This is a genomic window from Clostridium hydrogenum, assembly GCF_021432385.1.
Lineage (GTDB): Bacteria > Bacillota > Clostridia > Clostridiales > Clostridiaceae > Clostridium_S > Clostridium_S hydrogenum.
The window spans coordinates 1,095,596-1,118,162 of record NZ_JAEACT010000004.1; the positions used below are offsets into that span (position 1 = coordinate 1,095,596).

The 22,567-nt window shown below is 30.5% G+C and carries 17 protein-coding genes; 2 read left to right on the forward strand and 15 right to left on the reverse strand.

Annotation, left to right across the window (positions count from 1 at the left end; all coding sequences use genetic code 11):
• Positions 1–26: 26 nt before the first annotated feature.
• The 10 genes from CUEA01_RS23215 to CUEA01_RS23260 form a co-directional block, all read right to left on the reverse strand.
• Complete coding sequence (locus CUEA01_RS23215) at positions 27–398, reverse strand: hypothetical protein (RefSeq protein WP_234124659.1); 372 nt, start codon at positions 396–398, stop codon at positions 27–29.
• Between the two features lie 24 nt (positions 399–422).
• Positions 423–1,106, reverse strand: a complete 684-nt coding sequence (locus CUEA01_RS23220; RefSeq protein WP_234124660.1) for a hypothetical protein — start codon at positions 1,104–1,106, stop codon at positions 423–425.
• Between the two features lie 434 nt (positions 1,107–1,540).
• A complete protein-coding gene (locus CUEA01_RS23225) occupies positions 1,541–1,951 on the reverse strand; it encodes a CBS domain-containing protein (RefSeq protein WP_234124661.1) in 411 nt (136 codons plus the stop codon).
• A gap of 550 nt (positions 1,952–2,501) precedes the next feature.
• Complete coding sequence (locus CUEA01_RS23230; RefSeq protein ID WP_329604035.1) at positions 2,502–2,963, reverse strand: DUF5050 domain-containing protein; 462 nt, start codon at positions 2,961–2,963, stop codon at positions 2,502–2,504.
• Positions 2,948–4,165, reverse strand: coding sequence for a DUF5050 domain-containing protein (locus tag CUEA01_RS23235; protein WP_234124663.1), 1,218 nt, complete (start codon positions 4,163–4,165; stop codon positions 2,948–2,950). The genes CUEA01_RS23230 and CUEA01_RS23235 overlap by 16 nt, the downstream gene beginning before the upstream one ends.
• 105 nt (positions 4,166–4,270) lie before the next feature.
• Positions 4,271–5,785: a GH39 family glycosyl hydrolase gene (locus CUEA01_RS23240; protein WP_329604028.1), complete on the reverse strand. Its 1,515-nt coding sequence runs from the start codon at positions 5,783–5,785 to the stop codon at positions 4,271–4,273.
• Between the two features lie 14 nt (positions 5,786–5,799).
• The gene (locus tag CUEA01_RS23245; RefSeq protein WP_234124665.1) at positions 5,800–7,842 is read right to left on the reverse strand and encodes a glycoside hydrolase family 52 protein; all 2,043 of its coding nucleotides are present in this window, start codon (positions 7,840–7,842) and stop codon (positions 5,800–5,802) included.
• A 13-nt stretch (positions 7,843–7,855) separates the two neighbouring features.
• Entirely contained in the window at positions 7,856–9,871 is a 2,016-nt protein-coding gene (locus tag CUEA01_RS23250) for an alpha-glucuronidase family glycosyl hydrolase (protein WP_234124667.1), read from the reverse strand.
• A gap of 44 nt (positions 9,872–9,915) precedes the next feature.
• The gene (locus CUEA01_RS23255; RefSeq protein ID WP_234124669.1) at positions 9,916–11,451 is read right to left on the reverse strand and encodes a glycoside hydrolase family 43 protein; all 1,536 of its coding nucleotides are present in this window, start codon (positions 11,449–11,451) and stop codon (positions 9,916–9,918) included.
• A gap of 44 nt (positions 11,452–11,495) precedes the next feature.
• Entirely contained in the window at positions 11,496–13,310 is a 1,815-nt protein-coding gene (locus tag CUEA01_RS23260; protein WP_234124670.1) for a family 43 glycosylhydrolase, read from the reverse strand.
• A 172-nt stretch (positions 13,311–13,482) separates the two neighbouring features.
• Here CUEA01_RS23260 and CUEA01_RS23265 point away from each other — a divergent pair, with 172 nt between their 5' ends.
• Positions 13,483–14,247 carry a helix-turn-helix transcriptional regulator gene (locus CUEA01_RS23265; RefSeq protein ID WP_234124671.1) on the forward strand — a complete coding sequence of 255 codons (765 nt, stop codon included), beginning with the start codon at positions 13,483–13,485 and terminating at the stop codon, positions 14,245–14,247.
• A 1-nt stretch (position 14,248) separates the two neighbouring features.
• On the opposite strand, the gene CUEA01_RS23270 is transcribed toward CUEA01_RS23265, so the two are convergent.
• From CUEA01_RS23270 to CUEA01_RS23290, 5 genes are all read right to left on the reverse strand, one after another.
• Complete coding sequence (locus tag CUEA01_RS23270; RefSeq protein WP_234124672.1) at positions 14,249–15,856, reverse strand: response regulator transcription factor; 1,608 nt, start codon at positions 15,854–15,856, stop codon at positions 14,249–14,251.
• Positions 15,857–15,887: 31 nt separating this feature from the next.
• Complete coding sequence (locus CUEA01_RS23275; RefSeq protein ID WP_234124682.1) at positions 15,888–17,678, reverse strand: sensor histidine kinase; 1,791 nt, start codon at positions 17,676–17,678, stop codon at positions 15,888–15,890.
• 157 nt (positions 17,679–17,835) lie between these two features.
• Entirely contained in the window at positions 17,836–18,735 is a 900-nt protein-coding gene (locus CUEA01_RS23280) for a carbohydrate ABC transporter permease (RefSeq protein WP_234124684.1), read from the reverse strand.
• Positions 18,736–18,748: 13 nt separating this feature from the next.
• Positions 18,749–19,612, reverse strand: a complete 864-nt coding sequence (locus tag CUEA01_RS23285; protein WP_407929281.1) for an ABC transporter permease — start codon at positions 19,610–19,612, stop codon at positions 18,749–18,751.
• Positions 19,613–19,864: 252 nt separating this feature from the next.
• Positions 19,865–21,529 (reverse strand): extracellular solute-binding protein, encoded by a 1,665-nt coding sequence (locus CUEA01_RS23290; protein ID WP_234124687.1) that lies wholly within the window; start codon positions 21,527–21,529, stop codon positions 19,865–19,867.
• Between the two features lie 313 nt (positions 21,530–21,842).
• Here CUEA01_RS23290 and CUEA01_RS23295 point away from each other — a divergent pair, with 313 nt between their 5' ends.
• Complete coding sequence (locus CUEA01_RS23295) at positions 21,843–22,517, forward strand: DUF624 domain-containing protein (protein WP_234124689.1); 675 nt, start codon at positions 21,843–21,845, stop codon at positions 22,515–22,517.
• The last annotated feature ends 50 nt before the right edge of the window (positions 22,518–22,567 follow it).

Consider the following 22,567-nt stretch of genomic DNA (forward strand, 5'->3'; position numbering starts at 1 on the left):
CTAAAAATACCACGTTTAACTTACATTTAGTCTTTTTTTAATAATTTACCATTAAATAATAATCTAAAATATTTTAATAAATATATTACTATCATTGCAATGAATAATACATCTTTTATAATAAAAGGTATGTTTATATAAAAATATAAAATATCACTCACAATTAAAAACAAAACGTCAAAAAAAATGATTTTGTTTTTATATTTTTTATTTTCTATAGAATTATTTTTTATTACTAATAAAACACCACCTATTAAAGCACATAAAATCCAAAAATATTTCATATCCTTAAACAGGTTAAAAGATCTAATCGAACATGCCAAAAAAACATAAGCAAGTACCGAAATTAACCTAAACCTCGAAAAATCTGCAATTTTTAATCTATTCAAAATTGACATACACACACACCTTTTAATTGATTATTAATAATTTCCATCAGTATAGTTAGGAAAACCACCATTCCAATTAATACCTATATAAATGCCTTGGTCATTAACTTCTGCTTGTATAATAAGATAGCAAAGGCGAGCTAATGCACTTGCTCCTAGAACATCAAGTACAACTCCTATAACAGTTCCAACAGGTCCACCCATTAAAGTAGCTAATCCATCTAAAGCAGCTGCTAAAGCTTCAGGACCAGTTTCTGCTGCCGCAAATAAGTATGCATTTACATCTTCGTTGGAAAAATATACTTTCCAATTAGAAACATATACATTTGGACTTATTACTTTACTTTTGCTTTGTGAAGAAATATTAATTGATTTTCTTTGTTGAGCAAAAGCTAACATTTTTTTTAAATTATTAACATCAGAATCGTTTAATGAATATTTTATTTTTGCATCAGCTATGGAGTCTTTTAAAACTAATTTGCCGTTTTTATCAAACTTAAAATCCTTTAGTAATCCACTATCAGCCATTTTCTTCATAGAATTTCTAGCTTCTGAAGATATCTTAAGATTAGATAAATTTGCAGATGAAGAAGGCAAATTACTTAAAGAAGGTAAATTGCTAACACTTTTAGCAAAAGCTAAATTTGACGTAGTTAAAGTTAATGTTCCTACTAAAGCTACCGCACTTATGCCCTTAAAAAAATTTTTCCTTACCATGTTTTTAACACTCCTTTTATTTATCTTAAGGTAAATTTAATGTTGACTTTATCAAAAATGTAATTTACTCCAAAATCACCCTTTAGCCAATATTACCATACTTTTTCTTGACTTGCAAGTAAATATTTGTTTTACATTTAAATATAATAGCAATACATATACAGCTTTATAAAGATATCATCCTAGTATTGTATTAACTGATTTTACTAAGTTTATATCTAAAATAACATCAAATATCAACATCATACCTATCATCATTAATACTTCACATATTTTTTTTACTTTCGTTTAATCTTTCACTTTTTATTACAACATATAAGTCCAAATTTAATATGTACTTGTCCGTTTACTTAGGGTATTTTTTCAAACTATCTACATAAAAAAACTTCATGAACAATAAATCTCATGAAGCTAGCTATAAATTCTTTTATTATTTAAACACAACTAAATTTCTTACTTTCAGCATACTTTTCACAATTCACTATATCACTTTTTTTAATTACACCTATAAATATATTATTATCATCCACAACAGGGACAAAATTTCTACCATCCATAATTAAGTCATCAACATTATAATCTATGTTAACAGCTTTATCTGCCATAGATTTCACCATATCTACTATTCCAATTTTATTTGAATCTTCAAATTTAATTTTTAAACTTTCCATTTTAGAAATTAAATCTTCCTTAGAAACAGTTCCAGCATATGAACCTTTATCATCTAATATTATGATTTGCGTACATTCATAGTGCTTCATTTTTTCCAAAACTTGTCTAACTGTAGAAGTTAACTTTGCGCATACTAGTTCCCTTTTTAAAGTTAAGAAAAATGCTACACTCATTACTATTAACCTCTTTCCTATGCGAAATTAATTTTTTATCTCTATTTCTATTATATGTAGCATTTTTAATTTTTTCAATGCATATTTTAATAATTTATCATTTTGTTAACACTTTTTTTATTAAATTATTAAAGTTTTGCATTTTTCCTAGTAACATATTGTACAGAAATGATGCTCATATTTTTTTAAATCCTTTCTTTCAATAAATAAGTATAAGCCTGTTCCTTGGGATAAGGCTAAGAAAAAAACTTAGAAAATTTAACTGCTTATATACATTTTTTTAATTCACAATTCACAGTTCACAATGCACAATGAAGGATGATTTACCTTCCTTTCGACAGGTAAATCTTAAATTTAAATAGTATAAGCCTCGCTTAGCACCATAAATGGTGCTATTGCGAAAGCAATAAAAAAATCAAATTTAAGATTTTCTGTAACAAAGCGGAAGAAAATCATCCTTCATTGTGAATTGTGCATCGTGAATTGTGAATTGATTTAATTCGCAATATTTAATATTTGTGCATAAAACAATTTTTGTGCAACATCCACGTCACATCTTCATATATCCAGTACCATCAGCATTAATTCTATACAAGCTACCATCTTGTGTATAAAAATAAATTGAATTTCCTATTGTATAAATATCATCTATTAACTGATTACAATCATATAGCTTAACTTCATTTGTACCATCTGCATTTGACTTATATAACGCATTGCCATAGGTATAGTATAAAAAGTTATTTGAACCACTTAAAACAGTTTCAGCAGTTCCTGTACCATCAGTTTTGCTTCTATAAATATAGTATAGACTTTCATTCTTTCTACCACTATAATATACCCAGTTATTGTCGATTGTGAATGGATAATAATCCCAAGCTGCGCCACAAGGAATTTGCAAGCTTGAAGAGCCATCTGTCTGCATCTTATTTATTCCAGAGCCTTCTTGCCTAAAATAAATACAATTACCAGATAAGTTGAAGGTTCCTTCAACAGCTAGCTGATTAACAATACATCATTACTTCCATCTAAATTCATTCTATGCCATGCATTATCACTATTGTTTACATAATATATTTGGTTTTCTAAGATATAAAAATTGTAAATTCCATTACCTATTTTAACTGGATTGGTTCCATCTAAGTTTGCTTTGTACAAACTATCGTCTTCTCCTGAACTATAATACATATTGTTTCCAGAAAAATTAACACAGTTTAAATTCTTTAAATTCAAATTTGTTACTCCAGATCCATCTTCATTTGCTCTAAATAAGTTAAACTTAGATAGATAATCTGAACTGTTTGTTCCGTAATAAATTTGGTTATTATATATATACAATGGGCCTCTTACATTTTGTAATATAGTTGTACTAGAATCCTCTGGAGTGCTATCTGCTTTAATGCTGCTTACAGTTCCACCGGCATTACAGTAAATATAATCTCCATCCATGGTAAATTGCCCCTGAAAAACGCTAGTATCGCTTTGTCCGATTCTTTGAGCATCAGTGCCATCAACTTTCATTTTAGAAACGTATTCTCCTGGACCATTATAGTTATGATAATATATATAGTCACCTTGTACATAAATTTCCTTAACCTGAACATCAGATACCTTATATGGTCCCGTACCATCTGACTGTACTTTGTACACTTTTCTATCTTCATTGTTAATAAAATAAATCCACCCATTATCTACACTTATATAACTTGCAATGTCTTTGCTTAATTTAAAATTGCCAGTTCCATCATTTTTAATTTTATAGAGTCCATCTGAATTGCTGTAGTAAAGCCATTCCCCATCAGATGCAATTTGACCACCGTTTACTACATTAGCATTATTATTTACATTTTCATCTATGCTGAAGTTCATATCTACATCATTTAGTAAATTTTTATTATCACTTGAAGAAACATCTTTTGATATATCTAAAGTATAATTTTCACCTAAAGTATACCCATCTTTTGGCGGGCTAATTAAAAGCTCACTATCACTGTTTCCTTTACTTATTGTAATCGGAACAGTTTTATGATCTTTGTCAAAAACCTGAATTTTATTGTTTATAGTATCATCAATTTTAACTGGTTTATTAAATTTTATAGTCCACGTTTTATATTGCTGAACAACTTGATTATTTACAATTTGAGCATGTACTGTACCTGCTTTTAAAAATGCTATACTAAAAGTAACTAACATTATTTTAGATACTTTATTCATTTTTACTCCCCCTGTTACATAAATTACTAAATATAATTATATCATACATAAAAAAAAATATAAGTATTTTTATAAGTTACAGCTAAACAACATTTACTAAAACAATCACCTTTCACTTAACAAATAGCTTGTAATTTTAGTATCATCTAATCCTACATACGTATCCGATTCATTTTTAACTGTTTTCAATTTAAATAAACTTACTTCATTTTTCTTCAAAGTAAACTTTATAGTAACAGTTTCATTCTTTGAGACAATATTTGTTGTAGTAATATATGGTACAGCTATTTTTCTAAGGATATCTATCTGCTCCTTGCTTGGAAACCTTGGCCTGCCCATCTGTTTCCATGTACCCCATGGATTTGCATGTTCCTCATTCACAGTATCTCTCTCTACAAACACATTTCCATTCTCAAATGGAATATCTATTTCATATTCCTTTTCTTCATCAGAATCTACTCCAAACCATTCATTCCAAGCTACAAATACTATGTCGTTTCCTTTCCTAGTTATAATAATGTGCTCATCCTTATACAAAAGTTCTTTTCCAAGCGCATTAAAGAAAGCAAATGAATAAAAGGTTGGCTTTGGTATATTATTTAATGCTACAAGTCCAAAACCTCCATGAAATTCTGATCTTGGAACATCAGCTTCCTCAAATACATCGCTGAAGGTCCAATAGGAAAATGAATTTACATAATCTCCAGCCTCACTTAAAACTCTACATATATAGGCAGCATTAAAAGCTGTATCATGAACAGGATTTCGTGGATCATATGAAGTATTATATTCAGTTATGTGGAAAGGCAAACCTTTAAATTTAGTTCCATCTATGATTTTTCTTACACTTTTAAGTTCATCAAACATATGCTCTTGAGGAAAAATCTCCTGATAGGTAAAATGAGGAGTTTTTTCTCCCACATCCGCAGTATATGCATGTCTAGATACAAAATCTAAAGGCACTTTTTCTTTGTCACAAAACTCTAAAAAGTCCTTAATCCAGTAATCAGCACCTCCGCATATTGCAGGTCCGCCAACCTTAAAATTACTATTTACGCTTTTTACTGCCTCAGCAGTTATCTTGTATAGTTTAAAATACTCTTGTTTATCCGCCTTCTCCCAAAAACCAGGAAGATTAGGCTCATTCCACACCTCAAAAGGCCAAGTAAGCACCTCTTCTAAGCCGTACCTAGAAATAAAATGCTGCACTACTGCTTTAATAAGGTCGCTCCATTTTTCATAATCCTTAGGCGGTGTTGTATTACCCTTCCAATAAAATATTGTTTGTGTCCCAGATGCCAATTTTTCAGGCATAAAGCCCAACTCTACAAAAGGTTTTATTCCTAATTCTATATACGAATCAAAAATTCTATCAATATAAGTAAAGTTGTAAAATGGGATTGCTTTTCCATCTACTATATCTTCTCTATATATTCCAATATCATCGCATAAAAGTCCATGTCCTCTTATATATTTAAAATCTATGCTTTTTTTTACAAATTTTAAAGCATCAATATATTCTTTTTGAAGTGCAAGTCCAAGTCTCCCTGTTCCAACACAGAAATTCCATCTATCAAGAAACGTTTTTTCTGAGTTCTTTGGCACTATTATTTTATTCAAAATTGAATCCTCCTTTATTCCATCCATAATATGCTTGTAACAAGTCTTGGATAAAGCCTGCTTCCTCTTGGCGAGCCATCGTCACTGTTAACTTGATCAGTAGCACCATCTATGCTGCATCCAACCTGCTGCCACTCAGCATGAACCTTGTCCCATTCAATTTCACTTTCACCGTAATTCATATTAAGTATGTTCTTAACAACGTACTGACAAAGAAATATTTTGCTGTTCCAAGTATTTTTACTTGTAGATGATAATTTCCATCCTCCTGAAACGTCATCTATGCAACAACCTTTTTTAAGAACAGTTCTAATGTGCTTTTTAAGTGTCTTTATAAGTTCACTAAAAATTCCTGTTTCGCTGACATATTCTTTTTCACCTATTTCATAAGGATAAATGAGTGCCTCAACTGCTGGAATTATTCTAGACGTATTTCCGTTTTCAAATACTGCTGGTATATATCCATTTTTATGATCAAACTTACTTACTATAGTTGCTGCTGCTTTTTTAGCTTTTTCTATAGCTTTTTCTGCAAATTCATTAAGTCCTAATTTTTTAAATGTACTTTCAAAAACTACATATGCTGCCCAAGTTTTTACCCCAAGGTATAAATTATTTCTTGCCTGTCCAAGACTTACGTCAAGACTATCATAAGTAGTTATTTCAGAACCATTTCTACTTCTACTACTATCTAAATCCATTATTCCATCAAAATTATTGTCTCTTAAAACAAGTGATTCAAAGCAGTCTTTAAAAACTTCCTTATTCTTATTTAACCAAGCATAATCTTTAAGCTTTAAACCATAAACTGCGCCAGTAAGTATCCAGTTTAAGAGTTCTTCATGTGTCATATAACTAAAACATCCTGTAAGATTAGGAAGTTCATATGAAGAATAGCCTTCTGGTGAAAACCCATCATAAGTACCCATATCATGAGTAAACGCAAGTCCAAGCTGATCCCTATAACTATATTTTTCCACGAATAAATCAAGGGCATTTGTTATTGTCCAAGGGTGAAATTTCATTTCCCAAAATACATGATCCACAGTTAAATCAAAGGTATTCATCATCACATATTCACCTTCATTTAAAATCCACAAAGGCTCTTCATTTTCTCTTTTCATAAGCTCACTGCTTGCATAGTAACTATGAGTTGCATGTGCAATTATAAATTTTCTGTATTCATTTAAATTGCTGTGTTCAAGTTCTCTATCTCTATCCTTTGCCTTTCTTATATAATACGCTTCATTTTCTAAACCAAACTTAAGTACCTCTTCAAGAGAAGAAAATAAATCTGCATAATAAAATTTTGTTTCAATTCCTGTTGTTATAATTGCTGGATCATAGGTAGCAAGGGCTATTGTGTAGGTTTTTTCTGTGCCCTTTGGAACATTAAAAATAAGTGAAGGTGCTCTTCCAAGCCCATGATTTTCATAATTGCCTTCTGCCCAGGAGCTTAGTACATCAAGCCTTGATAGTTCTCTTATATCTTTTGCTACCTTTATAGCAAATCCATATTTTCTTCCATCTGCTGCCCCAAAATATGAACCAGAAGTTGCTTCAGAGATTCTTCTCTTAAGCCCTTCAACTCCAAATATCATTTCTACATCAGAATTGCCCTTTCTATTGTCAAAGGATATTCTTGCAAAAATCACAGGCGCTACAGCACGCTTTTTTTCTTCAAGATTCATATCCACTGGGTTTTCAACGGAACCAAAAGGTGTGATTATTGAAAAACTAAATTCACCTGATGTCCATTTATCAGATGCCCATTTAAGCTCCCTTTCTACATTAGCTTCTTTAATGACTTCAATTTTATTTTTTTCACCCTTACTTGCTACTTCTCCAGTGAATTCTTCTTCTGCCGCTGTACTAATGCTATTGCAAAATGGCAAAATTTTTATAGTACTGTCTTTTTTATAACCTATATATATATTATTATTTGGTGGTTTTACATCATTAAGCACAAATCCACCTCCCATTCCAAACTTACCTAAAATAAAGCTTGAAAAAGCTCCAAATGCACTGTGATGTTCATAAAACGATTTATTTTCCATAAATATGCCTCCCTTAATATATTTTTCTATGAAGTTCATCGTCAATTCCAGTTTTCCTATAAAAATAAGAATTGACAACATCTCTCCATTCCTCTGAATCCTTTATTTGAATATTCAACCTTTCAATAACAGAATTAAATATATCTTCATTGATTTTTCCCTTAAGAGAAATCCATTTTTCTTTTAAAGCAAATACTTTTTCTACGCCTTCAAAATGAGTATCATATATGTGTTGAATGATAGTTTTTCTACTCTTAAGTACATATTTGTAATCCATGTTATGAAAAAAAAGTAAAAGTTCTTCTGGACAAGTCTGTAGATTTTCAAACATATATTTTATTGGCTTTGAATATTGACCAGTGTAACCAGTTCCAGTTTCAGTTGTTCTATCTACTCCAAGGCTCTTATAGTCAGCATAATGATAAGTTCCCCACCTTGAATATTCGTAACCATCAACACTTGGTCCATAATGATTATTCGGATTTACCATCCAACCTATTCCAAGTGGACACGTATACTCTTCATATATATCTCTTGATTCTGCAAGCATTGATATTATTGTAGTCTCCTCCTTAAAAATTCCAAAGGTAAGTTCTACCCATTCTTTTGCTATTTCTTCTGAACTAAGAGAGGTATCCCATACTAACCTACCATACCCATAAAAATTCGCTTGTGCCAAAGGATGTCCTGTCCAGCTTTCATCATCACCTATATTGGCTACAGCTGCAGCCCCTCCATATTTTCTTTCAAATAAACTTCCGTTTACTATGTTACTTACAGTTGAACCCCTTCCCTCTACAAAGGTATCAAAGTCTAAGACTTCCTTCCACAATGGCACAAGGTAGCAAAGGTGTTTTTGCTGTCCTGTATATTCTTGAGTTATTTGAAACTCTATCATCTCATTTGTATTCTTCATTGCTCCAAAAAGCGGTGATATAGGTTCTCTTATTTGAAAGTCCATAGGTCCATTTTTTACTTGAAGTATAACATTATCTTTAAATTTTCCGTCAAGCGGCTTGAAATTTTCATATGCAGCCTTTGCTCTATCTTTACTTCTATCTCGCCAATCAAGAAGACAATTGTATACAAAACATCTCCAAATTACTATTCCTCCAAAAGGTTCAAGTGCTTCTGCAAGCATATTTGCTCCATCTGCATGGTTCCGTCCATAAGTGAAGGGCCCTGGTCTAAATTCTGAATCTGCCTTTACAAGAAAGCCTCCAAAATTAGGAATTACTTTATATATGTTCTTTACCCTTTCCTTCCACCAAAGCTTGACATCTACATCAAGTGGATCTGCTGTTTTAAGCCCTCCAAGTTCAATTGGCGATGCAAAATTAATACTTAAATAAAGCTTTATTCCATAGCTTGTAAAAATATTTGCTATTTCTCCTACCTTAGTTAAGTACTCATCGCTTATAAGTTTTGTTTCATATTCATGGACATTTACATTGTTTATAACAATTCCATTTATAGAAATAGATGCTGCAAGTCTTGCATATTCATTAATTCTTTCAGTATTGTCCACTATATGATTATCTTTAAAAAATATAGATTTGCCGGCATAACCTCTTTCTATATCTCCACTTATATTGTCCCAATGGTTTATCATTCTAAGCATATTCTTTGGACTATCTTCAATATTAATATTTCCTATATCCACTCCTGTATAAATTTTTCTTATAAAGCTAAAAACTCCGTATAAAATTCCACTTTCATTATTTCCTAATATTTTTATGGATTTTTTAATTCTTTTTATCTCGAATCCATCAATACCTAAACTATCATTAGTTGATATTCCTAAAAATACATGAGGTAGCCTAGTTCTCTTTAAAAGCTTTGGCTCCTCCCCAATAATATTTTGAACTGCCATTTTTAATTCTTTTACTGCTGAATCAATAATTTGGCTTTCTCCTTCTACTAAGATTCTTTTTATTATTTCCTTGCTTTCTTCTGATAAGTTTACTTTTCTATCATAATTAAGCCAACACTTATATAAAACACTTTTATTTAAAGCTACCTTATCCATATTTATTCAACTCCCCTATCTTTATAGTGTTAACTCGTTATATTTTAATTTAAAATATTATATCTAAACCTTGAAAACTCAGCAGTTCCACCAACTTCTTTTGTGGAGTACATAAACAACCCAAAACGACCTCCAACAAATTGATCCATTTTCCACACCAAATTATGGGTAATACCAAGCTTATTCCACGTTTCTCCATCCTGGTAGTAAAATTCACACTCATCTTTGCCATCTTTAAAATTTCCATATGCCTTCAATGTAACCTTATGAGACGCTATTGGAATTCTTTCATATTCCTCTGCAGGCTTACTATCCACAAGATTACCAAATATAGATTTATCACCAGTAGTCCTAGCTGACATTACTAAGTAACTTTTACCAGCTTCTCTTTTTAGTGCTATAAAACCATATGAACTAATTAATAAACATAGACCGGCATAATCCCCATCCTTAAGTTTGCTTCCATCCAAGGTTACAATTGCTTCACATGCAGGACCAACTGTACGCTGTGTAAGTGTATTTACTGCATAATTTAAATTTGAAGAAATCTTCCCAGAATCAATACTATATGTTCCAGGCTTTTTTGTTACTGACCATAAAGCATCATTTGGTATATGGTTCCACTGCCAAAAGTCTTTTAGATGAACTTTGCCATTTTCATCTGCCCCATAAATAAAATCGTCATTTCCAACTAAGGGCTTGTATTCATATCCTAGTCTTGTACTAGTAACTTCAATATATTTTGGTGCCTTCACGTCAAATACAGGAAATTTATTTTCAAAGTGTAATGGTACAAGAACAGGTATGCGTCCAACGGCACCATGATCTTGGAATAGCATAGAATACCATTTACCATCAGGAGTATCAACTATTCCTCCTTGTGCAACACCAGAATTATGATATTCCATGTCATCATCAAAAACATCTTCTCCAGTAAATTCACCTTCAAGAGAATCTGCCATAAAGCAAGCTTCTGTTCTACGACCCTTAGACTTTAATATGTGTATAAAAAAGGCATAGTATTTACCATTAATTTTATAAAAATGAGAACCTTCATAACCAAGGTGATGAGGCTCATTATCTTTCACTATGATTCTGTCAATGCCCCCAAGCTTAGGACCAGAAAGATCACTCTTTAATTCTGTGAGATGAATCTCAGTATTTCCATAAATAATATAAACTCTTTCATCGTCATCAAACAGCAGAGAAGCGTCGTGATAAAATCCTTCAATAATTTGTTTTTTCCAAGGGCCATTAATATTATCAGCTGTAAATAAATAAGTTTTATGTGTATCATTTGCTACGAAGCATACATAAAATTTACCTTTATGATAACGCAGCGAAGCCGCCCACATTCCCTTTCCATAAATATGTTTTTCACCTTCAAGTTTTTGTTCTGGTGTATCCTCCAAAATATTATATACATGAGTTGCTACTTCCCAATGAACAAGGTCGTAGGAACGCAATATGGTACCCCCAGGCATAAAATGCATTGTAGTACTAATCATATAATAAGTATCATACACTCGAATTATATCTGGATCTGGATAGTCAGCCCAAATAATTGGATTATTACTCATATTAAAGTCTCCTTTTTTGGGTTTAATTCAATTTTATATTCCATTTACTTTACAACAACATTAATAGCTACTTTTACTAACTCCTTATTCAAGTCCTTGTATTCTGGCAAATCCAGTACTGGATACCCGTCTATATCAAAACGGACACGTCGTATACCAGTTGATCTTGGTCCCTCAACTCCAGGTCTTGCATGATAGGTGTTCCAGACAGTTCCATTATCATCTATCACATATGCATTATGACCAGGACCATATTCGCCTGGCATGCTTCTAGATGTTAAAAGAGGATAATTTGTCTTTGTCCAATTTTCAACATTTAACAAATCTGTATCCTTATCAGCAGTCAACAGTCCTACAACATAAGTTGCATCTATTAATGCGCTGGAGAATGTCAAAAATAGCTTTCCATCTCTTATCAAGGTAAATGGTCCTTCATCAACAAAAGCATGATTATTTGCCCAACCATAATCCGGTTTAGTAAGCAGTACTGGATCAGTTGTAAGTTTCCAAGGCTCCTTGGGATCAACTTTTGCAATATAAACCCAAGCCCCTAGATCTACAGGCAAAAACTGACGTTGTGACCAAGCAACATAATATTCTCCGTTTACCTCAAAGTTTGTCATATCAAGAGAGATAACCTTTCCTGCTTCACATAAATACGTACCATCTTTCTTTACAACACGTTGAGGCTTTGACCAATCTGCTGCACATACTGGGCTTCCACCCTTCTTGAGTTTCATAACGTGGGACTCTTCATGGAAGAATTCCCCTGGTGTTGCTGCATGAAAGATATATAAATTATCCTCGATTATGTGAAATTCCGGTGCCCAAAGTAGCCCACCAATACCCTCATAAGTATTGGAATCAAGTATTAATACTTCCTTTGCATTTACTAAACCTTGAATTGTATCTGCTTCCCTCATATATAAGGTGTGATTGCCGTCAGCATCATTAGTTGCAATAAAATAGTACTTTTCATTCCATTTAGCAATACACGGATCTGCCCTATTAATGGCTACTGGGAATATATAATGCTCCTGATGTACAGTACCTGTTACATGATAGGTTCCCGGCTTGCCCCATTGTACCTCTGACGTATTCCAATCTACCATCTTTATATCTGTTGTTCCATCACTGTAAATAGCAGTAGCTTTTACAGTTTTCAAATCTTCTTTCGATGTAACAGATACGCTCTCTAGAACTTCCATTTTTATATTTGTTGGAACTGTAAGTTTACATACAAGTCTGTGTGCAACTTTTTCTGATACTCTTATAGCATTTCTCTGTACTATTCCCTCTATACCAGCACACACAGGTTCTATAGCAAAAGCTTCAGCCTTCTCTGGCGCCGATGCATTAGTTAAACTAGTAATATCAGTAATAAAGTTTCTATAGTAGTTACCACTCTCGTCACTCCATCTAATAACATAAGCTTTCTTCTGTTCATCATACTGGCAGCATACATCGTTTACATAAGTATCTATTTTAAAATCAACCAATCCAACTTCTTTATACTGCAAAAGATCTAAAGATGTAAATAATAGAACTTTACCCTTGCTTTCATTGTCATTTTCACCATCTGATTCTATACGTACAGCAACAACGCCAAAAGTACCATCTGCCATGTAGAAAATATATGGATTTTTAAGGCTCTTTGCGTTAAGAGTTCCATCTTCGTTATCTGTTGCCTTTGCAAACAAAACACCTGAATTATGATTTAAATCATTAAAATATTTTCCATCTTCACTGTAAGCAAGATGCATGCTGTATGCTAGCTTAGGTGCATAAATCATCTCTTCCTGCTGTAACCTAGTATAGCAAAGTATATAACTTGAACTTTTTTTTACTCCTGATAGCATTGCAAATCTTCCCCTCTAATTAATAATTTCTAATAATTATAGTAATATGTGTTTATATTGTAACTAACATTGTTTTCATTACTTTATATAGGAATTATAAAATATATACAAAATTGAAACAATGATATATAATAATATAAAATTGATATATTCTAAGATTAGGAGATTAACTATGACTAATATTGATTATGTAGGCTGTGATGCTTTGCACCCTAGTAGTTTTGTTTTTGACATTCCTAAGGGTCATGATTGTTGGCTTCTTCTTCTCACTCAAACTCCCGCTCTTTTCTGGGTAAATGGTGAAATAAAAGAATATCCTGCTTACAGCTCTGTGCTCTTTCATCCTCACCAAAAAATATACTATCGTGCCTGTGGTGATAAATACATAAATGACTGGCTGCGTTTTGATTCCACCGAATCCTATGTTACTAAAACAACGCTTCCATTTGGTGTTCCTTTTTCTTTAGATGATCCAGAATATTGCCATAAGCTGTTTCAGTTACTTTGTGCTGAAAACTTTTTCAACAAAGATTATAAAGAATCATCAATAGATTATATACTAAGAATATTATTTAACAAGCTTTTAGAATCTTACTACCATAAAAATATATCTTCCCAATACTACAATCTTTTAAATCTGAGGAAAGAAATACACAATAATCCTGGTAACCATTGGACTGTAATGGATATGGCTAATCGTTTACATCTAAGTTCAGGATACCTTGAAACAATCTATAAAAATACCTTTGGTATCTCATGCATGAATGATGTAATAAGCAACCGCATTCGCCTAGCAAAAGAATATCTGTTTCACGGCACACATACTATTGAACAAATTGCATTTCTATGTGGGTATAATAACGTAGAGCACTTCTGCAGGCAATTTAAGCAAATTACAGGATATTCCCCAAGTAAATTTCAACAACCAAATTGTTAATTTATACTGACTTGTCACATTTAAAAAACTGCTTTCGATATTGTAATGGTGTTTTTTCTTTTAGTTTAACAAACTTATTTATAAAATAATCTGTATTATTGAATCCAACCTTCTCTGCTATCTTATAAATCTTATCATCCCCCCGCTTAAGTAGCTGTGCGGCCTTTTCAATTCTGTATGCATTTAAATATTCATTAAATGATACCTTATAGTGCTTTTTAAATATTTGTCCTAAATATGCAGAATTAATATAATACTTTTCACTTAAATATTTCAGACTTAACTTTTCTTTATAGTGCTCTGCTATTTCCCTATCAATTTTATTTAAAATTCCTTTAGCTGAATTTTGCCTTAAATGCTTTAAATATTCTGCAAATTCTAGAGAAAACCTTTTAAAATGATCTATGCTTCCCCTACTTATCATTTGCTCAAAAGAAATTGAACTAAAATATTGCATTACTTCCTCATGATTAACCTCTGACTCTAATTCTTTTGCAATATTGATAATATTAAATAATAAATAATTAATATTTAACTTTATAATTTCTAAATCTATATTCTGCTCTTTAAAACTATTATAAATTTTATCAACACACTTTATAATTTCTTCTTCATTATCTTCCTCAATTTCATGAATAAGCTTATCCATATACTGTTTTTCCACATTATAATTAAATCCCTTTTCACCTATAATTTCGTCATAATATGCAACATTATTTTCATTTGAATAATTGGAGAATAATTTAGCTACAGTCGCAGTTTTACATGATACTGATAATTCCTTGATACTAGATACCTTCTGTCCAATATACATATAAATATCATATTTTTCATTCCGCTTCATAACCATTTTTAATTTTTCAATATATCTTTTTTCATCTATACCTTGCTCTTTTGATAATCTCTTATCATAAATAAAGCCAATTTCATAACAATCTGCACACTTACTACCGTCAATAATTACGTTATAATAATTTTCTCCTAGCCATCCAATAATTTTTTCATATATTCTCTGTTTACCTTCTATTTTTTCATCTTCAGAAATGTTACTACAATTATCATCATAATACCTAATTTCAATAATTATATATCGTAATTCTCCCGAAAAGCTTTGGCAGTTATTAACATATTGCAAATTAACTTTATTGCATTTTCCATATATAATTTCATTTAAATAAGTATCATATACAACCTTATCTTTTATTCTTTGTATAGTCTCACTATTTTCTTGTTTAAGATATTCTTCTCTAAAACTATTTAATACTTTAACTAACTCATCTTTTTGAATTGGCTTTAAAATATAATCAGTTACATTATATTTAATTGCTTTTTTAGCATATTCAAACTCATAATAACCACTTAACACTATAAACTTTAATCTTTTTGGTATATTAGCTCGTACATATTCAATTAATTCAATGCCATTCATTTCAGGCATCTTTATATCCACAATAATTAAATCTATTTCTTTTTTTTCTATTTCTTTTATAGCCTCAATGCCATTAGCAGCTTCGGCTACAATTTTATAACCATATTGCTCCCAATTAATTAAAATCTTCAATCCCTGTCTAATAAAAGGTTCGTCATCTACTATTAAGATTTTAATCATAATACTCCCCACCTTAATATTAATTATTATCTTAAGATACATCATTATTTTGATTTAATTTATCAAGATAAATCTGTATTGTAATTTTCGTACCCTCCTTTAACTTGCTGTCAATTTCAAATTTCATATTATTGTTGCAATACATTTGTAAACGCATATAAGTATTAAATACACCAATACTTTTACTGTTCTCAAGCATGTCCATTTTTGCATTTTTTAATTTTTCTCTAATCAAATTTAATTTCTCCTGCTCCATTCCGCCTCCTGTATCTAAAATTTCTATAAATAAATTATTCTCATCTTTATATACAGTAATATTAATGCTTGCATCATGAGCTACCTCTTCAATGCCATGAACACATGCATTTTCAACAAAGGCTAAAATAGATAATTTGGGTATTTTTATAATTTTACATGACTCCATTACACAAAAACCAAAAGATAATTTATCACCAAAACGATACTTTTGAAGCTTAAGATAATTTTCTACAAATAGAATCTCATCTTCAATCGTAATATAATCTTCTCCCCAATTTATTGTCTTTCGCAGCAATATTGATAAATTCTCAATTATTCCTGCAGTTTCATCTTCCCCTTTAATTAAACTTCTCATGCGAATGCTTTCAAGAGTATTAAACAAAAAATGAGGATTTACTTGACTTTGTAATGCTTTTAATTCTGCTTGCTTTTTACCTAATTCTAGACGCTGCTTTTCTGCATTTTTCTTAAATACTACTTCTATTAAATCTTTAATTCTTAAAACCATTAGATTGTAATCTCGAATTAATTTTCCTATTTCATCTTTTCCATTTTTGCATTTGATTGTATTGAATTCTTCATTTTCCACTTTACCTAAATACACTCCAAGTAATCCAACCCTATACCTAATGGAATGTGACACCAAAGTGATAATAACTGTTGGCAATAGCAAATTAAATATTATTAATCCAAACAATATTTTTTTCCACTCAGCAATATTTGAAAGTGGATTTATTGCATTTTCAGTAACAGCAATATCCCACTCCTCATTGGCTGCCTTAAAATTAAAAGAGCCTTTTACCTTAACTGCTCTTTCCTTAATATGATTTATTGTGTCAAACTGATTTAATCTAGGATTAGATTCTACATTTGAAAACAAAATGTATTTTTTATTATAAATATATAAATTACCATCCATTTTTTCATTTAACATTTCATTAAGTATTACATTATAGTCTACATCTATCTTTAAAATATTTTTACAACCATTTGTACTGCTATCCATTTTTCTAATAATACTAATAGTTCTTCTTGTACCACTATAAGGAGAATCCATTTTATCGTTATCATAATAAACTGCAATAGTCATTTGCTTATTATTATCACAAAACTTCTTATACCAATCACTATTTTTAATTTGTGGCGTTAATACTATGAAATTATTGCTATCAGTTATAGTATCATTATCTGTATATATTGTAACTTGATATACATGCTGTGAATTATAATAATAATCTATTGCATTATTTTGCAATAAAGAGTTGTATGCTTCATAGTATTCAAGAACATTACTATATTTTTTGGTAATAAAATTATTAAAAGCTACATCATTATTCAAATGATTTGATACTAATACACAATCATTTAATACAGCTTCCAAGTTATATTTAACCCTATCTATAGTGTACGCCATATTTATTTTTTGTTCTCTCACCTCATTGTTTTTTATTGTTATGTAAACAATTGAATTAGTTACAATCATGGGAATAAGAACACAAAATATTTGTATTATTAATAACTTTGACTTAATACTACAATTATCTAACACGTTAACATTTTTCATATACATATCCCCTTTTTGTAATAATTACATAATGCTTTATATATACATTATACATTTTTTATTATTTAATCAATAAATTAACATTAAGCCGCTTGAATTTCAATAATTAAAAATATGCTATATCACCTCTAATAGATGGTATAGCTCTTTATTATCATTATTCTTTTACTCCTCCTATAGTAAGTCCTGTTACAAAATATTTTTGTAAGAAAGGATATAAACAAACAATTGGTAATGCTGTTATAATTGTAATGGCTGCACGGATAGACATTGGTGTTACCATAGACGCTGAATTTTTCGTCAAATCTGATGTTGCACCTGAGCTAGTAGATAAAGATGTAGCAGATGATAATATTTTCATAAGTTCATATTGAAGCGTTGTTAAATTTGGAGCTCCTGCACAATAAATCATTGAATCAAACCATTGATTCCATTGATCAACCGCTACAAATAATGCAATTGTAGCAAGAACTGGTTTACATAAAGGCAATATAATCTGAATAAAAATTCTAAAATCCCCTGCGCCGTCAATTTTAGCTGACTCTGACAAGCTTTCTGGTAATCCGTTAATATAAGTTCTAATAACAATCACATTAAATGCACTTACCATAAAGGGTAAAATATAAACTAAAAAGTTATTAAATAAATGTAGATTTTTGAACAATATATATACTGGAATCATTCCACCACCAACATACATTGTAATTACATATAAAATCGTAAGTTGCTTTTTAAACACAAACTCTTTTCTACTTAGGATAAATGCTAGCATTGATGCGAAAAACACTGCCAATACAGTACCAATTACAGTTCTTGAAACTGATATAAACGCTGCTTGCTTTAAGTTTGGATTATTTAATACTGTTTGATAATTTTTTAAGCTAAACATCCTTGGAAATAAATAAATACCGCCCCTTACAGAATCAATACCATCATTAAACGAAATAGCCAACGTATTCAATATGGGATATAGTGTTACAATCACGAATAAGATCATAAATATTCCTATAATAATATCACAAATCCTATCTTTTTTGCTTTTTTTTCCCACTGACATAAGTAACCCTCCTTTAGAATAACCTTTCTTCTCCGATTGCTTTTGCAAAACGATTTGCTAAAACTACTAATGTTATACTTATTAGACTTTTAAAAATACCTGCTGCTGTAGCTAATGAGTAGTTTCCTAAACTAATACCATATTTCAATACAAAGATATCTATTGTTTGAGATACGCTTTGAATAAGTCCATTTCCTAATAAGTACTGTATTTCAAACCCCGCATTCACAATATTTCCTATATTCATTATTAATAATATAAATATTGTTGATTTAATGCCTGGTAACGTAACATGCAGCATTTTCTGCCATCTGCCTGCACCATCAATTTCTGCTGCTTCATATAATTCAGGATTAATAGCTGTAATAGCTGAAAGATAAATAATACTTCCCCACCCTACTTCTTTCCAAACATTCGAAATGCCTACAATACCCCAAAAGTATTTAGTTGCTGCAAAAAAATTGATTGGCATTTTAATTAAATGTAATGAAAGTAGGACGTGATTAACAATACCCGTCTCTGGTGAAAGAACATCTGCCACAATACCTGTTACAATTATCCATGAAAGAAAGTGAGGTAAGTAAGAAACCGTTTGTATAAACTTCTTAGCAAAAGTTATTCTTATCTCATTGAGTAATAATGCAAAACCTATGGAGCAAACGAAACTTAATACTAAGTTAATTAAGCTCATACATAGAGTATTTCTTATTACTAATAAAAAAGTTGGATCAGAAAATAAAAATTTAAATTGACTAAGTCCACACCATTGTTGATTAAGTAATCCATTTGCTGGCTGAAAGTTTTGAAATGCCATGAGCCAACCAGCAAGTGGCAAATAAGCAAATATTACTATATATATAACAAATGGAATAGACATAATAACTAAGGTTTTTTGCTTTTTGATTTTTTGTAATAGACTTTGTTTTGGTTTTTTTTCTAGTTTTAAATTATTGTATTCAGCTTTTATTTCCATCCTTATTCCCCTTTTCCTTGTAACCTTTTATATGACTTTCATATGGCATTGAACCATTTACTTGTACCAAAATTATTTTAATAAATAGGGTACCTAAAAAGGCACCCTATAGACAAGCAATTTTAACTTTTCAAATTGCTTATCTATATCTAATATCTATTTAAATAATTTTGCTCTTCTCTTTGCTTCTTTTGTAAGTGAGGCTAGATATGTCTTTACATCCGCTTTAGTTTTTAGTTCATTTTGATATTGATTCCAACAAGAATCAAAATCACTAGTTTTACCTATAATAACTTTTGGAAGCCACTGTTTTTTAACATCATCCATTTTTGCATAGGCTATTTGTGCTGGATCTGTTGCTGCCAATGTATTGACATATGAATAAATAGGGAACCAAGGTTCATTCTTCTTTTCTGGTGCTGGACCAAAATCTGTCCATTTCGTATATCCATAACCTTTAAGAACTTCTTTATCTATAGCAGTTAAGGTTGATTGGAATTCACCTGGTTGATCATTTGGTGTCATAGCGTTAATTCCGTCTTTTTGCAAACCAGTATAGTTAGGTAAATTTGCATAAGTACATAAATTAGCATGAATCCAATCTTGATTTCTTTGCTCATCTCTTTGTTTTTGAGTTCTGTAATATACGCCCTTACTATCTACTTCATAATCAATACCTTTTTCGCCCCAATTTCTTAATGTTTCTATTTCAGGAGATAGTAAATCATTAAGTGCTTTTAAAGCGCCTGGTAAATCTTTGCAACTAGTTGTAATTCCAATACCACTACCTGCATTTACATTTGGTAATGATCTATAATGTGCTTTTACATTAGGATAAATAGTTAAATCAAATGGTACATAAGTTCTTTCATCTTCATTTCTTTGTTTTAATGCATCTTCTGCAGTTTGGAATTGCCAATGTTGATCAACCATTCCAAGTACCCTACCTGTTGAAAGCTTAGAAATATATTGATCTTTAGATGCTGTAAATGTTTGAGAGTCTATAATTCCCTTATTATATTCTTCATTTAATTTTTTAAAATAAGCCTTTGCTTCTGGAATTGAATCATAACTTTTAGCTGTTATTGTTTGAGGATCTATGATTGCCTTTCCATCATTAGGATATCCTGCTAAGAATTGAGGTGGATTTTCTAAACAGAAGCCACAATTACTCTGACCATCGCATAGAATGTCAAATCCAATAGTTGGTTGGCCATTTATAGTTGGATGAGCAGCCTTATATTTTTCAATTACATCAAAATATTGATCTAGAGTTTTAATTTTAGGATAACCAGCCCACTTTACAACTGCTTTTTGAAGCCAAAAAGCTTCATCACCATAATCCTGTTTCATGTCTTTTCCTTGAACAGATCCGAATTGATTTATATAGTAAATATGTCCATCAGGTTGTCTCAACTTATTCCAATCACCAGCGGAATAAAAGTTTTTAATATTAGGATATTTATCCCAATACTTATCTATCGGAATAAATGCATGAGCGTCTAGTAATGCTTTTGTTGCTTCACCTCCATCTATAAAGTCTGTATAATTACCGCCAGCAATCATTACTCCAACTCTTTCCTTGCCGGTTTGACCTGTAAGATATGTTTCATTTAATTTAGCACCTATTTTTTTTGCAATTACATTTTGTACCCTATTGCCTTTTGTAAGTTCTGTTCCTGTAGTAGCATAGAATACTGAAAACTCTTTTATTTTGCCATCACTTGAAGTTTGACTTGTATTGCTTTGGCACCCTGAAAAAACACTTAATGCCATTACCCCTGTTAAGAGCACACTTAAAAATGATTTTCTTTTTATCACTTACCTCTCCCCCTTATGATCCTGTTTATATACTATTTTTATGTTTATTTTTGTAAACGTTTTGCTTACATGTAAAGCTTATCATTGTTATATATTTGTATCAACCTAACAAATTATATAAAAAACATAAAAAAATATATATATTTCTATAACTAGTGTATTTTTACTTATTTGTACTTTATAATGATAAGTGTTATTATACCATTGAAAACCATTACAAAAAAAGGAAACTTAACACACTAAATTTTATAGTAAACTAAAAAATTTAATTATGTTTTGTATTTTAAGTAAGCAGAAAGGAATTGATATAATCATGAAAAAAGAATTTTACGATAGACCATTTTATATAATAACAAATTATATTATTGGATTTTTTCTAGGTAGCATTTATTTAGGTATTTGCAATATACTTCTTTTACTCTACTTTGTCTTTATAACAAACTCACAAAATAATTTAAACTTATTTTTATTATTTATTTTTCTCATCCCCTTAGGTCCATCCTTAGGTGCACTATACTCCACTAATGGTAAATTACTACGTGAGAAAGATATAGAATTTTCCTCATACTTTTGGAATTCGTATAAAAACAATTTTGTATCTCATTTAAAACCATGGCTAATAGAACTTACTACAATCACTCTATTACTAATAGATTATTATCAAATACCACAAAGTGGATTTCGCATAGTTTTTGCTATACTTCTTGTAATTATATTTTTATTAAGCTTGTTTACACTAGCAATAAACTCTATATTTCAGCTTAAATTAAAAGATTTATTTATGGTATCACTTTACTACATGATAAAGAAACTCCCAATAACTATATTAAAAATCATAATCATTGGACTAGCATATGCCCTATGTAAGAATATACCAATTATATCTTTGGTTTTTATACCTAGCATACTTTTCTTTATATTTTATTATTATGACAAAATTATCTTTATAGAGCTTAAAAATAGATCACTATCATCTAGCAATAATTGATTACTTTTCTTCAATAAACAAGAAAAATATAGGCGTTTTATAAGTTTTAC

Coding starts and splice junctions, on each gene's coding strand:
- CUEA01_RS23270 (WP_234124672.1), bottom strand. CDS start 15,856: ATGATTAAAATCTTAATAGTAGATGACGAACCTTTTATTAGACAGGGA.
- CUEA01_RS23260 (WP_234124670.1), bottom strand. CDS start 13,310: ATGCTATCAGGAGTAAAAAAAAGTTCAAGTTATATACTTTGCTATACT.
- CUEA01_RS23265 (WP_234124671.1), top strand. CDS start 13,483: ATGACTAATATTGATTATGTAGGCTGTGATGCTTTGCACCCTAGTAGT.
- CUEA01_RS23295 (WP_234124689.1), top strand. CDS start 21,843: ATGAAAAAAGAATTTTACGATAGACCATTTTATATAATAACAAATTAT.
- CUEA01_RS23255 (WP_234124669.1), bottom strand. CDS start 11,451: ATGAGTAATAATCCAATTATTTGGGCTGACTATCCAGATCCAGATATA.
- CUEA01_RS23245 (WP_234124665.1), bottom strand. CDS start 7,842: ATGGAAAATAAATCGTTTTATGAACATCACAGTGCATTTGGAGCTTTT.
- CUEA01_RS23275 (WP_234124682.1), bottom strand. CDS start 17,678: ATGAAAAATGTTAACGTGTTAGATAATTGTAGTATTAAGTCAAAGTTA.
- CUEA01_RS23250 (WP_234124667.1), bottom strand. CDS start 9,871: ATGGATAAGGTAGCTTTAAATAAAAGTGTTTTATATAAGTGTTGGCTT.
- CUEA01_RS23220 (WP_234124660.1), bottom strand. CDS start 1,106: ATGGTAAGGAAAAATTTTTTTAAGGGCATAAGTGCGGTAGCTTTAGTA.
- CUEA01_RS23225 (WP_234124661.1), bottom strand. CDS start 1,951: ATGAGTGTAGCATTTTTCTTAACTTTAAAAAGGGAACTAGTATGCGCA.
- CUEA01_RS23215 (WP_234124659.1), bottom strand. CDS start 398: ATGTCAATTTTGAATAGATTAAAAATTGCAGATTTTTCGAGGTTTAGG.
- CUEA01_RS23285 (WP_407929281.1), bottom strand. CDS start 19,612: ATGTCTATTCCATTTGTTATATATATAGTAATATTTGCTTATTTGCCA.
- CUEA01_RS23280 (WP_234124684.1), bottom strand. CDS start 18,735: ATGTCAGTGGGAAAAAAAAGCAAAAAAGATAGGATTTGTGATATTATT.
- CUEA01_RS23235 (WP_234124663.1), bottom strand. CDS start 4,165: ATGAATAAAGTATCTAAAATAATGTTAGTTACTTTTAGTATAGCATTT.